We start from the raw sequence: 12,153 nt of genomic DNA, 5'->3' as shown, positions 1-12,153 counted from the left end.
CCACTCACGTCCATTCGGGGAAGGGTTTTACTATTCCGACCACACCACTTTGCCGCCGGCCATCGTAAGCACCGGCCAGCCTCTCAGCTTCCAGCCGGCGAAAGGGGTATTTCGTCCCTTCGACAGGAATTCGTCCGGATTCACTTCTTTTTCCTTCTCCAGATCGATGATGGCAATATCCGCGGCCGCGCCCGCCTGAAGTCTGCCGGTCTCCAGTCCGAACACCTCTGCCGGCTTAGCCGTCATTTTGTCAAGCAGGAACTGCAGCTTCCAGCGCCCTGTCGCCACAAATTTGGTGTAGAGCAGAGGGAATGCCGTTTCAAAGCCTACGATCCCAAAAGGTGCGAGCTGCATGCCTCTCGCTTTCTCCTCCTGGCTGTGGGGAGCGTGGTCCGTCACAATCATGTCGATCGTCCCGTCCTCCAGCGCCTCGATGACCGCTTCCACGTCTCTGGCCGAGCGGAGCGGCGGGTTCATTTTCCAGTTCGCGTCCATACCCGGGATATCTTCCTCGGACAGCAGCAGATGGTGCGGACAGACCTCCGCGGTCACTTTAACGCCGATCTGCTTCCCCAGCCGGATCAGCCTGACCGACTGCTCTGCGGATACGTGGCACACGTGATAATGTACCCCCGTGGCTTCCGCCAGCAGTATGTCGCGGCCTACGTGAATCGCCTCCGATTCGTTCGGTATGCCCTTCAAGCCATTCTTGCCCGCGAAGCTTCCTTCATTCACGGGAGCCCCTTCCACCAATGTGTTGTCTTCGCAGTGGGCGATAACCGGCATATTCATCGAAGCCGCCAGAGCCATCGCATCTTTCATCATCTGCGCGCTCTGCACTCCGACTCCGTCGTCAGTGAAGCCGATCGCCCCTGCCTTTTTCAGCTCTGTGAAATCGGTCAGCTCCCTGCCCAGCTGGTTCTTTGTAATGCAGCCGTATGGCAGTACGCTAATGCCTCTGCCTTCGGTTTCCGCTTTGTCCAGAATGTATCGCACCTTATCCGCCGTATCGACAACCGGCCTGGTATTCGGCATGCAGGCGATCGTTGTGAAGCCTCCTCTGGCTGCCGATGCCGTGCCAGTCGCAATCGTTTCTTTATGCTCGAACCCCGGCTCGCGGAGATGTACGTGCATATCTATGAAACCTGCCGACACCAGCTTGCCGCTTGCGTCAATTACTTGGTGTCCTTCGGTTTCCGGCTTCGCGGTCGCGTATATGATTTTGCCGATCCGTCCGTTTTCGATAAAGATATGCTTCGTTTCCAAATTGTTATAAGCGTCAACTATTTGTCCGTTAATAATCCAAATTCCCATGGCGCCCTCCTGCATTGTCTTTTGTCGTTGTGCTAGATCAGCGCTCTCTCCAGGACCGCCATTCGAACCGGCACTCCGTGGCTCATCTGCGTGAATATTTTGGATTTGGGCCCTTCTACCAGCTCGTCATCGATTTCCACATTCCTGTTAAAAGGCCCCGGATGCATGATGATCGCGTGTTCTTTCATTTCCGCCGCACGCTCGGCGGTCAGGCCGTACTGCTCCCTGTATTGGCCGGCCGATTTGAACAGCCCGCTTTCGTGGCGCTCCAGCTGCACTCTCAGCATCATGACGACGTCCGCCCGCAAAGCTTCCTCCATGCTTACATACGAGGCGTACTCGCTCAGCTCGGGAGCCTGCATCGAGTCCGGCGCGCAGAACACGACTTCCGCTCCGAGCTTGTGCAGTCCCCACAGGTTGGAACGGGCCACCCTGCTGTGCAGGATATCGCCTATGATCGCGACCTTAAGCCCCTTGATCTCGCCAAAATGCTTCCTCATCGTATATAAATCGAGCAGCGCCTGGGTCGGGTGCTCGTTGTTTCCGTCTCCCGCGTTGATCAAAGGCACTTTAATCTTCCTCACGAGGTCCTGCAGGAGGCCGTTCGGCTTCATCCTGATGACTCCCGCTTCGATTCCCATCGATTCCAGCGTCCGCACCGTGTCGTAGATGGATTCACCCTTTTGCACACTTGACACGGCGGCCGAGAAATTGAGCACTTCGGCCCCCAGCCTTTTTTCCGCCACTTCAAAAGAAAACCGCGTCCTCGTGCTGTTCTCGAAAAACATATTGGCGACAAACTTTCCCTGCAGCACTGGAGTCAGCTTTTCCTTCGCGCAGTCCCATTGGGCGGCCCGGTTCAAGATGCTGACGATCTCTTCTTTGGGAAGTCCCTTTAATCCGATCAATTGCCTGCCCGGTAGTGTGTGTATTGCTGCCATCGCTTGCTTCCCCCTCAGTTAGTAGTTATGACGACACCGTCCCGGCCGTCGACTTCGGTCAGCATGACGTCGATTTTTTCCGCTTTGGCGGTGGGCACGTTCTTGCCTACATAATCCGGGCGGATCGGGAATTCCCTGTGCCCCCGGTCCACCAGGACGGCGAGCTGAATCATTTGCGGCCTGCCGAAATCGATCAGCGCGTCCATCGCAGCCCTCACCGTCCGTCCTGTAAAGAGGACATCGTCGAACAAAATGATCTTTCTGTCCTGGGTATGCAGTGAAGTTCCCTGAGACTGCGCGTTCATATTGCTCAGCTGGATGCGGTCGTCCCGGTAGGAGGTAATGTCCAGCTCGCTGACGGGCACAGCCGCGTTCTCGATTTCCCTGATTTTTTGGGCAACCCGCTGGGCCAAGTAGATCCCTCTGGTACGGATGCCGATCAGAACGCAGTTGTCCACGCCTTTATTGCGTTCCAGAATTTCATGGGTGATCCGGGTCAATGCCCGGCGTACCGCCGCTTCATCCATAATGACATGTTCCTGGCTCAATGCAGTTGCCCTCCCGGTTTGGTGCAGAATACTAAAAAACTCCTCGCCCGAAGGCAAGGAGCAGGTAGGCGAGCAGATAGAACCAGCCAAGGCTATGCGAATTCGGACGGTCATTTTGCCGCCATGCACATACCTCTTCTGTTTAATTCCGCTCAAACTCTTTTATCAACGTCTACCTTGCCAGCCTCACGGGACTGTCTTTAAAGGTGCTATTTACTTGAAAAGTATTATCCCACCTTCGACAAAAAATGTCAACAGCTTATCCTTCCCAATTTGCCGATCTTTTTCCCTTGGGCATTGAGCATCGGCAATTGGAATTTACCGGTAAAGATTCGCCGCGTTTTCCCAACCCGTGCCTCGCCCGGCATGTTGGTCGTTGCACGACGGGTGGTCAAACCCCATATGGGGCTTCCGTTGCTTTTTCCCGAGTATCTTATCGTTTGTCTGTCAGCTGTGGGTATGCAGGATTGCCTGGGTCGATTTTTTATGCTATAAAAGAAGGTATTGGCTGCTGTTTTCAACTGACCAGTACATATAATAACAAATGGAGTTGACTCGAATGGCTGAAATGAACACTCAGGAAGTTATCAATTTTCTTAAAAACAGCGTCAAAAAGACCCCTGTGAAAGTATATCTGAAAGGACAACTGGAAGGAATCGATTTCGGCGAATCGATCCAGACATTCGTTTCCGGCGGCAGCGGCGTCATTTTTGGCGATTGGAAGGATGTACAGGCTGTAATTGACGCCAATCAAAGCGCAATCGAGGATTATGTGGTGGAAAACGACCGCCGCAATTCCGGAGTGCCGCTGATCGATTTGAAGAACATTAATGCGAGAATCGAACCGGGCGCCATCATCCGCGATATGGTTGGAATCGAGAACAACGCAGTAATCATGATGGGCGCAGTAATCAACATCGGCGCATCCATCGGAGAAGGCACGATGATTGACATGAACGTTGTCGTGGGCGGACGCGCAAAAATCGGCAAAATGTGCCACATAGGCGCAGGCTCCGTAGTCGCGGGTGTGATCGAGCCTCCTTCCGCACAGCCGGTCATCATTGAAGACAATGTGCTTGTGGGAGCCAATGCTGTGATTTTGGAAGGCGTGCGCATCGGGCAAGGATCCGTTGTTGCTGCTGGAGCTGTCGTCGTTGAAGACGTACCGGAAATGACCGTCGTCGCTGGCACCCCGGCCCGTGTGATCAAGAAAGTGGACGACAAAACCAAATCCAAAACCGAAATTCTGAAAGAGCTCCGCACCTTGTAAGAAAAACCTCTGCCTGAGGCCATTCAAGGATGAAGGACCGCTCTTTAAAAGCAGAATTTTTGGTAAAGAAAGTTTTCTATCGCTTCAATCCTTTAACGAACTTGAATTTTTTCTAGCACGTTAAGAAACTGCACTATGACTCTACTCGAAGATATCTGTGCAATGCTATATTCGTTTGCAAGCATAAGCCTTAGCTTATGCTTTTTCACTTAAGGAGGCTTATCATGACAGCCAGTTCTTTAATCGGCATCCGCCGTCAGCTCCATCAAATACCCGAGCCGGGTTTCCAAGAGTTTAAAACCCAGCAGTTTCTTCTGGATTACATCGCAGGGCTTCCCCAAAACCGGCTCGAAGTGAAAACCTGGCGCACCGGAGTGCTGGTACTCGTCCGCGGCGAGCAGCCTGCCGTCCGCTACGGGTTTCGCGCAGACATGGACGGCCTGCCGATTCCGGAAGACACCTCGTACGATTTCCGTTCCACCCACGAAGGATATATGCACGCCTGCGGACATGACGTGCATATGACGATCGGACTGGGGATATTGGCCCATTTTGCGAAACATCCGCTGAAAGACGACCTGCTTCTAATCTTCCAGCCCGCCGAAGAAGGCCCGGGAGGTGCCCAGCCGATGCTTGAAAGCGAAGAATTCCGCGAGTGGAAACCGGATTATATCTTTGCGCTTCATATTGCGCCGGAATATAAAGTGGGAACCGTCGCGACAAAGCCGGGCATTCTGTTCGCGAATACCTCCGAGCTGTTCATCGATCTCGTCGGCAAAGGCGGTCATGCCGCATTCCCCCACCTGGCCAACGATATGGTCGTTGCGGCCTCCCATCTGGTGACCCAGCTGCAATCGGTCATTTCCCGCAATATCGATCCGCTGGACTCCTCGGTCATCACCGTCGGTAAAATCGAAGGCGGTACCAAACAGAACATCATAGCGGAGAAAGCCCGGCTGGAAGGGACAATCCGAACTTTCTCCGCCGATACGATGGCTAAGGTGAAGTCAAGGATAGAAGCTCTGGTAAAAGGAATCGAAGCCGGTTTCCAGTGCCGGGCCGAAATCGACTACGGTTCCAATTACCGTCAGGTTTACAATCATGAGGAGACAACTGCGGAATTCATGGACTGGGCCGCAGGCTCCGGCCTTGTACAACTGGTCCGCAGCAAAGAAGCAATGACCGGGGAAGATTTCGGCTATTTTCTTGAGGAGATTCCCGGATTCATGTTCTGGCTCGGGGTGGACACCCCCTACGGCCTTCATCATGCGAAGATCGAGCCGGACGATAGCGCCATCGGAGTAGCGGTGCAGCTGGTCACTTCATACCTGGAATGGAAGTCGAACCGCTAGTTTTACACTTGAAGAAACCCCACAAAGTGAAGTGAAGCTTCGAAGCGAAATCCGATTACTTTGCAGGGAGCCCCGGGAATCGGCACCTGCTGAGTACCCGCGTAAAACGTCCAACGGATGGGAGGGTAGGGGCGCGCTGAGGGCGACCTTTCCTCTGCCTCAAAATAGCGCTGTTCCAAACCCTCCTCGTCCATATCTTGAAGCTCTCCGCCCAAAATTTCACAATAATGAACGGGAAGAAAAACTTACCCATAAATACAGAAAGGGAGTCACTTCCGTCCCCCCACAAAATTTTAAGTCCGCTTCTTTACTTCAGGCTTTCTATGAATCTTTCCAATCTGATCATCCCTTCTTGCAACACTTCCATAGAATAAGCATAGGAAATACGCACATACCCTTCCCCATAAGAGGTAAACGCGTCACCGGGGACTACAGCCACCCTCTGCTCTTCCAACAGCCTCATCGTAAAAACCATAGATTCCAATCCAAAGGATTTTACAGACGGAAAAATATAAAAGGCACCTTCCGGCAAAATCACATCAAACCCCATTTCCGCCAACCGCGAATAAACGAAGTCTCTTCTTTTCTTATATTCCCGCTTCATCGGCTCCGCGTCGTCCACACCGTTCGTCAAAGCTTCCAGAGCCGCATATTGAGAAATAGAGCTGGCACAAGTCACATTATACTGGTGAACCTTCACCATATGTTGAGTGAGCGCCGCCGGGGCAAAGGTGAAGCCTATCCTCCAGCCCGTCATTGAGTGGGATTTGGACAAGCCGTTGATGACAATCGTCTTTTCTCTCATACCGGGCAGCGCCGCGATAGAGTGGTGCCTGTCTTCGTAAATGAGCTCGCTGTAGATTTCATCAGAAATGACAAAAATTTCTTTTCCCTCAAGCAGGTCCGCAATTTCCTTAAGCTCCCGGCGGTTCATCAAGCGTCCGGTAGGGTTGGAGGGATAGCACAAAATGATGCAGCGAGTCTTCTCCGTTATTTTAGAGGCAATCAGATCTGCTGTCATTATAAAGCCGTGATCCGTTGTATCGACGTAGACCGGCGTTGCTCCGCACAACCGGATAAGAGGCTCATAACCCGGATAGACCGGAGCGGGAAGAATGACCTCAGAGCCTTCCGCCAGAATCGTGCGCAGCGTTATATCCAAAGCCTGGCTGGCCCCGGTGGTGACAATAACCTCATCTTCCGGACGATAGTCCAAACCGTACTTAATCCGCACGAAATCGCTTGCGGCTTGTCTCAGCTCCAAAAGACCATGGTTAGGCGTGTAAGTTGTCTTATGGGCATCAATCGCTTTCTTGCCGGCTTCAAGAATATGGTTGGGTGTGGCAAAGTCCGGCTGGCCGATCGTCAAGGAAACGACATCCCTGTACCCGCTGACCAGATTCGCGATCCGTCGTATTCCGGATATTTGAATATCTTTTACTCGTTCGTTGATAAGGTGTTCCATTCTGGTTTCCCCCATTATCTGTTTCGCAGTATCGCGAGCAGTTCCTCCATATCCTGCGGCATCGGCGCTTCGAACTCCAAAGTTTCTCCCGACCTCGGGTGGACGAAGCCAAGGACCTTCGCGTGGAGAGCCTGACCTGCAATGGTCGGCCCCTTTTCCTTCGTCTTGCCGTACGACGGGTCGCCGACTAATGGATGGCCGATGAACTTCATGTGCACGCGGATTTGATGAGTCCTGCCGGTCTCCAGCTTTAATTCAACCAAAGTGTAATCTCCAAAACGTTCGAGCACCAGAAAATGTGTTACCGCCTGCTTGCTGTTGTCCTGCCTGACCGTATACAGCTTGCGGTCTTTCGGGTCCCTGCCGATGGGCGCGTCGATGGTGCCGTGATCATGAGGCACATTTCCGTGCACGAGTGCGACGTATTTGCGGCTTACACTGTGTTCCTTGAGCTGTTCGGCCAATCCGGCGTGTGCGAGGTCATTTTTGGCTGCCATAATCAATCCGGAAGTGTCCTTGTCGATGCGGTGTACGATGCCGGGGCGCAGCTCGCCATTAATGCCCGACAGATCTGTGCAGTGATACATGAGCGCATTGACCAATGTCCCGTTGTAGTGGCCTACCGCCGGATGAACGACCATTCCTCTCGGTTTGTTCACCACTATCACATCGGAGTCTTCATACACCACTTCAATCGGTATCGGTTCAGCTTCGATTTCAACAGATTCGGGTTCCGGAATGGTCAACACGACTGAATCATTCAGCGAAAGTTTATAATTAGGTTTTACGGGGCTTCCGTTCACGGTCACATTGCCGTTTTTTACCCACATCTGCACCTGGGTCCGTGAGACTTCTTCTTCGATCGAGTCCGTTATGAATTTGTCGATGCGCTCGGACACCGCGTCCTGCTCCACCGTCCATTCCAAGCTTTCCGCGCTGTCACGCTCAGTTGCCGTCATTGGTCAAACCCCGTCTTTCTTTTCTCCAAGCCAGAAGCGAGTCCACGAAAATAAGGACCACTCCGGCCACGATCGCCGAATCCGCGACATTGAATATAGGATACGTATAGTCTATGTCCTTGCCCAGAAAGTTAAACCGGAAAGTGAACTGGAAAAAATCCACAACCTCGCCGAACAGCGCGCGGTCCACGAAATTCCCTAAAGCTCCTCCAAGCAAAAGGCTTAACGCAAACGGCAGAAGCTTTTTCCGCTCGGCCACTGTACGGTGAAGGTACCATATAATCCCGATCACGACCGCTATCGTAATTGCGATGAAAAACCATCTCTGGTTCTGCAGTATACCGAAAGCCGCCCCGCGGTTGCGATGCGATACGATTTGAAAAAATTCTCCGATCACCGATCTGGATTCGTAAAGCGCCAAATGATTGACAATGTACCATTTCGTCGCTTGGTCCAAAAGAAAGACAACCAGTGCCAACCCATAAAATTTTAACAATTTCAAGCCGAGTCCTCCTAACGAATTCCTATCTGTTCATGCAATTCCCTCACTAGAAAAACCGGATTCTGACCAAGCTATAGGCAAGGCCAAACTGTTTGGGAAGGGAGAAGTTACACTGATGAGCCACTTGACACAGGACCAGCTCAAGCAATTATGGAACACTCTTTTGGACGAAAAGCGGGATTCTGAAAAACAATTCCAACTCAACGACCATTTTAACTTGAACGGCTCTTTGCGGGATAATATGAGTGAACTTTCCACCTACGATAATCATCCTGCCGACATCGGCACCGAAACATTCGAACGTGAAAAGGATATTGCGCTCAATGAAAATGCCACACACCATCTGGAGGATGTGCTTGTGGCCCTTGACGCGTTAAGGCACGGCACATACGGCTCCTGTTCGGTCTGCCGACAGCCCATTCCGTTCGAACGGCTGCAGGCTGTACCGACCACATTGTACTGCATCAAGCACGTCCCTAACCGGTATTCCTCCGACGACAGACCAGTAGAAGAAGAAGTGCTGGCGCCTCCGTTCGGACGGACCAGCCTGGACGAGCTGCCGGAGCAGAACCAGTTTGACGGTGAAGACGCCTGGCAGATCGTTGAAAGGTACGGCTCCTCCAACAGTCCTGCCATGCAGGAAGGACGGGACATTGACGATTACGACGAAATGTACATCGAAGCGGACGAGAACGACGGATATGTCGAACTGTACGAAAGTTTCATAGCCACCGACATGTACGGCCAGAACGTTTCGGTGGTTCGCAATGAAGCTTACCGGAAATATATGTCAGGCCGAGAAGGCCAGGGTCTGCTCGAGCCCGACGACCTTTATGAAGAAGAAAACGACGATCACCTCTATAGCTGACATTCGTAAAACGGCAGCAGAACCGATGCGATGCTCAGCGTTCTGCTGCTGCACCCTCATTCAGAGTTCCAATGTTTCCACTACGGCAGCGCATCGTTTGCACAGAGTCGGATGCTCTTGGCTTTGCCCCACTTCAGGAGTTACGATCCAGCATCTTTCGCATTTCTCCCCATCCGCAACCTCTACTTCAACAGCCATATGCTTGTTCGCGGAGTCCGGAGCGGATTCCTCTTCTCCGTGAACGTACACCGCGGAAACGATAAACAATTGATCCAGCTCACTCAGCTGTGACAGCACTTCCCTTGTTTCCGCCGTCGGGTACAGATGCAGCGCGGCGCTTAAAGAGTTGCCGATGACTTTCCCCTGCCGGGCCTCCTCCAACGCTTTGAGCGCTTCATCGCGGATATCGATAAACCGGTTCCACTTGCTTTCCAGAGTATCGTTATAATACGCAGTGCGGATTGCCGGAAACTCGCTCATCTGTACGCTTGGAAGCTCAGTTCCCGGGATGAATTTCCATACCTCATCCGCAGTATAAGGCAGAATCGGTGCCATCAGTTTGGTAATTGACATCAATGCGTCATACAGCACCGATTGGGCGGCTTTCCTGCCCGCATCGTTCGGAGCGCTCGCGTATAAACGGTCTTTGATGATATCCAGATAGAATGCGCTCAGTTCAACAGCGCAGAAATGATGGATCGATTGATACACCACATGGAATTCGTACTTCTCGTAAGCCTTGAGCACGCGTTCAGCCATCCGGTTCAGCCGGATCAACGCAAATTGGTCGAGCTCATTCAATTGCCCGAATTCCACTTGGTCTTCATACGGATTGAAGCCATTCAAGTTGCCAAGCAGGAATCTTAACGTATTGCGGATTTTGCGGTAATTTTCGGAAATTTGGGTAAGGATGTTATCCGAGATCCTGACGTCCGATTGGTAATCGACAGATGATACCCACAAACGCAGGATATCCGCCCCGAGCTTGTTGCTCACCTGGTTGGGATCAACCGTATTGCCGAGCGACTTGGACATTTTGCGTCCTTCTCCGTCCAGAGTAAATCCATGGCTGAGGATGCCTTCATACGGCGCTTCGCCTTTGGTCGCGACGCCTGTAATCAAGGACGAGTTGTACCAGCCGCGGTATTGGTCGGAACCTTCCAGATACAAGTCCGCAGGCCACTGCAGCTCCGGACGCGCTTGCAGCACGGCCGCATGGCTGGAGCCGGAATCAAACCAGACATCCATAATGTCCGTTTCCTTACGGAAGTGTTCTCCCCCGCACTCCGGACAAACCATACCTTCCGGCAGCAGATCCTTCTCATCTCTAATGAACCATGCGTTGGAGCCTTCCTTGGCAAAAATTTGCGCCACATGCTCGATTGTCGCTTCATTCACAAAAGGATGGCTGCAGCTGCGGCAATAGAACATCGGAATCGGCACGCCCCACGCGCGCTGCCTGGAAATACACCAATCTCCACGGTCTGCGATCATATTGTGCAGCCTTACTTCTCCCCACTCCGGCGTCCATTTGATCTCCTTGATTTCCTCCAGCATTTCCTGCCGGAACTTGTCGATCGACGCAAACCACTGCTCGGTTGCGCGATAGATAACCGGCTTCTTCGTTCTCCAGTCATGCGCGTATTGATGAGTAATGAAACTGAGCTTAAGCAGATGGCCCGATTCCTGCAGCTTCTCGGTGATCAGCTTGTTCGCTTTATCGTAGAACACTCCTTCAAAGCCGGGCGCTTCAGCCGTCAGATGCCCCGCATCGTCAATTGGGCTGAGCACGCCGATGCCGTACCGCTGGCCGACCGCAAAGTCTTCCTCCCCGTGTCCCGGAGCGGTGTGAACGCATCCGGTACCGGCATCCAGGGTTACATGGTCTCCGACCATAACAAGGGAGGCTCGGTCATAGAACGGATGCTGGCACAGCACATACTCCATTTCCGATCCTTTCAGTTTCGACAGGACCGTCCAATCCGTCCAGCCGATTTCTTTGGCCGCCGCTTCCAGCATGCCTTCGGCCAGGACGTATTTTTTGCCCTCCACCTCGACCACCACATAGTCGAAATCCGGATGCACGCTGATTCCAAGGTTCGCAGGAAGCGTCCATGGAGTTGTCGTCCAGATGACAATGGAAGCATCTTCAGGCAGCTTGCCTTTGCCGTCCTTAACCTCGAAAGCCACATAGATGGACGGGGAAGTTTTCTCCTTATACTCGATTTCCGCTTCGGCAAGAGCGCTTTCGGAAGAAGGAGACCAGTACACCGGCTTGAGCCCTTTATAAATGTATCCGCGCTGCACCATCGTTCCGAAGAGGCGGATTTGCTCCGCTTCATATTCAGGCATCAGCGTAATATAGGGATTGTTCCAATCTCCCCTGACTGACAGGCGCTTGAATTGGCTTTTCTGCTTTTCCACCCACTGCAAAGCGTACTCTTTGCAGTATTCACGGAATTCAGGTACCCCCATTTTTTTGCGGTCCACCTTGCCGCTGTTGGAAATGGCCTGCTCGATCGGCAAACCGTGCGTATCCCAACCCGGTACATAGGGCGCGTCAAAGCCCTGCATCGTTTTGAACCGGACGATAAAATCCTTCAAAATTTTGTTCAAAGCATGCCCGATATGAATATCGCCATTCGCATACGGAGGCCCGTCGTGCAGGATAAACTTCGGTTTGCCTTTGCGGCTCTCCTGTACCTGCTTGTAAATATCGATCTCTTCCCACCATTCCTGCATTTTCGGCTCAGCCGCAGGCAGGTTTCCGCGCATTGGGAAATCGGTCTTCAGCAGATTTAAAGTCTTGCCATAATCCATTGCCAATCTCTCCTTTTTCTTTAATAAACCTGGACATCTAATTTGACGGTAAAAAAGCAAAAAAACTTCTCATCCCAGAAGGGACGAGAAGTTACCCGCGGTACCACCCTTATT

General features: G+C 52.4%; 10 protein-coding genes and 1 other annotated feature (1 of these 11 only partly in view). Of the genes, 3 read left to right on the top strand and 7 right to left on the bottom strand.

Annotated features, from left to right (window positions below; translation table 11 throughout):
* Positions 1–30: 30 nt before the first annotated feature.
* From ACZ5N7_RS02865 to pyrR, 3 genes are read right to left on the bottom strand one after another with little or no spacing between them, the layout of a single operon-like run.
* On the bottom strand, positions 31–1,314 hold the full coding sequence (locus tag ACZ5N7_RS02865; RefSeq protein WP_464657232.1) for a dihydroorotase: 1,284 nt from the start codon (positions 1,312–1,314) through the stop codon (positions 31–33).
* A 32-nt stretch (positions 1,315–1,346) separates the two neighbouring features.
* The gene (locus tag ACZ5N7_RS02860; protein WP_464657231.1) at positions 1,347–2,255 is read right to left on the bottom strand and encodes an aspartate carbamoyltransferase catalytic subunit; all 909 of its coding nucleotides are present in this window, start codon (positions 2,253–2,255) and stop codon (positions 1,347–1,349) included.
* 14 nt (positions 2,256–2,269) lie between these two features.
* Positions 2,270–2,782: a bifunctional pyr operon transcriptional regulator/uracil phosphoribosyltransferase PyrR gene (gene pyrR, locus ACZ5N7_RS02855; protein ID WP_464659117.1), complete on the bottom strand. Its 513-nt coding sequence runs from the start codon at positions 2,780–2,782 to the stop codon at positions 2,270–2,272.
* Between the two features lie 580 nt (positions 2,783–3,362).
* Here pyrR and dapD point away from each other — a divergent pair.
* Both dapD and ACZ5N7_RS02845 read left to right on the top strand, forming a co-directional pair.
* Positions 3,363–4,073, top strand: coding sequence for a 2,3,4,5-tetrahydropyridine-2,6-dicarboxylate N-acetyltransferase (gene dapD, locus ACZ5N7_RS02850; protein WP_464657229.1), 711 nt, complete (start codon positions 3,363–3,365; stop codon positions 4,071–4,073).
* A gap of 224 nt (positions 4,074–4,297) precedes the next feature.
* Positions 4,298–5,425 carry an N-acetyldiaminopimelate deacetylase gene (locus ACZ5N7_RS02845; RefSeq protein ID WP_464657228.1) on the top strand — a complete coding sequence of 376 codons (1,128 nt, stop codon included), beginning with the start codon at positions 4,298–4,300 and terminating at the stop codon, positions 5,423–5,425.
* A gap of 307 nt (positions 5,426–5,732) precedes the next feature.
* Here the strand turns inward: ACZ5N7_RS02845 and ACZ5N7_RS02840 are convergent, their stop codons facing one another.
* The 3 genes from ACZ5N7_RS02840 to lspA are packed head-to-tail and all read right to left on the bottom strand — an operon-like array spanning position 5,733 to position 8,351.
* Positions 5,733–6,890: an aminotransferase A gene (locus ACZ5N7_RS02840; RefSeq protein WP_464657226.1), complete on the bottom strand. Its 1,158-nt coding sequence runs from the start codon at positions 6,888–6,890 to the stop codon at positions 5,733–5,735.
* 14 nt (positions 6,891–6,904) lie between these two features.
* Positions 6,905–7,849, bottom strand: coding sequence for an RluA family pseudouridine synthase (locus ACZ5N7_RS02835; protein WP_464657224.1), 945 nt, complete (start codon positions 7,847–7,849; stop codon positions 6,905–6,907).
* Positions 7,836–8,351 (bottom strand): signal peptidase II, encoded by a 516-nt coding sequence (gene lspA, locus ACZ5N7_RS02830; RefSeq protein ID WP_464657222.1) that lies wholly within the window; start codon positions 8,349–8,351, stop codon positions 7,836–7,838. Before lspA ends, ACZ5N7_RS02835 begins: the two co-directional genes overlap by 14 nt.
* 115 nt (positions 8,352–8,466) lie before the next feature.
* Here lspA and ACZ5N7_RS02825 point away from each other — a divergent pair, with 115 nt between their 5' ends.
* Entirely contained in the window at positions 8,467–9,219 is a 753-nt protein-coding gene (locus ACZ5N7_RS02825; RefSeq protein WP_464657220.1) for a TraR/DksA C4-type zinc finger protein, read from the top strand.
* Positions 9,220–9,279: 60 nt separating this feature from the next.
* On the opposite strand, the gene ileS is transcribed toward ACZ5N7_RS02825, so the two are convergent.
* On the bottom strand, positions 9,280–12,039 hold the full coding sequence (gene ileS / locus ACZ5N7_RS02820; RefSeq protein ID WP_464657218.1) for an isoleucine--tRNA ligase: 2,760 nt from the start codon (positions 12,037–12,039) through the stop codon (positions 9,280–9,282).
* Positions 12,040–12,115: 76 nt separating this feature from the next.
* Positions 12,116–12,153 (bottom strand) — a binding site (T-box leader); it runs 204 nt beyond the window's last position.

The sequence above is a fragment of the Paenibacillus sp. JCM 18996 genome (genome assembly GCF_055392555.1).
Note: the sequence above shows the minus strand (reverse complement) of the source record. Positions and strands in the feature narration are given on the sequence as shown.

What these genes read in the sequence shown, in the direction of transcription:
- ACZ5N7_RS02825 (WP_464657220.1), top strand. Translation starts at nt 8,467, where the DNA reads ATGAGCCACTTGACACAGGACCAGCTCAAGCAATTATGGAACACTCTT.
- ACZ5N7_RS02835 (WP_464657224.1), bottom strand. Translation starts at nt 7,849, where the DNA reads ATGACGGCAACTGAGCGTGACAGCGCGGAAAGCTTGGAATGGACGGTG.
- ACZ5N7_RS02840 (WP_464657226.1), bottom strand. Translation starts at nt 6,890, where the DNA reads ATGGAACACCTTATCAACGAACGAGTAAAAGATATTCAAATATCCGGA.
- dapD (WP_464657229.1), top strand. Translation starts at nt 3,363, where the DNA reads ATGGCTGAAATGAACACTCAGGAAGTTATCAATTTTCTTAAAAACAGC.
- ACZ5N7_RS02860 (WP_464657231.1), bottom strand. Translation starts at nt 2,255, where the DNA reads ATGGCAGCAATACACACACTACCGGGCAGGCAATTGATCGGATTAAAG.
- pyrR (WP_464659117.1), bottom strand. Translation starts at nt 2,782, where the DNA reads ATGGATGAAGCGGCGGTACGCCGGGCATTGACCCGGATCACCCATGAA.
- ACZ5N7_RS02845 (WP_464657228.1), top strand. Translation starts at nt 4,298, where the DNA reads ATGACAGCCAGTTCTTTAATCGGCATCCGCCGTCAGCTCCATCAAATA.
- ACZ5N7_RS02865 (WP_464657232.1), bottom strand. Translation starts at nt 1,314, where the DNA reads ATGGGAATTTGGATTATTAACGGACAAATAGTTGACGCTTATAACAAT.
- ileS (WP_464657218.1), bottom strand. Translation starts at nt 12,039, where the DNA reads ATGGATTATGGCAAGACTTTAAATCTGCTGAAGACCGATTTCCCAATG.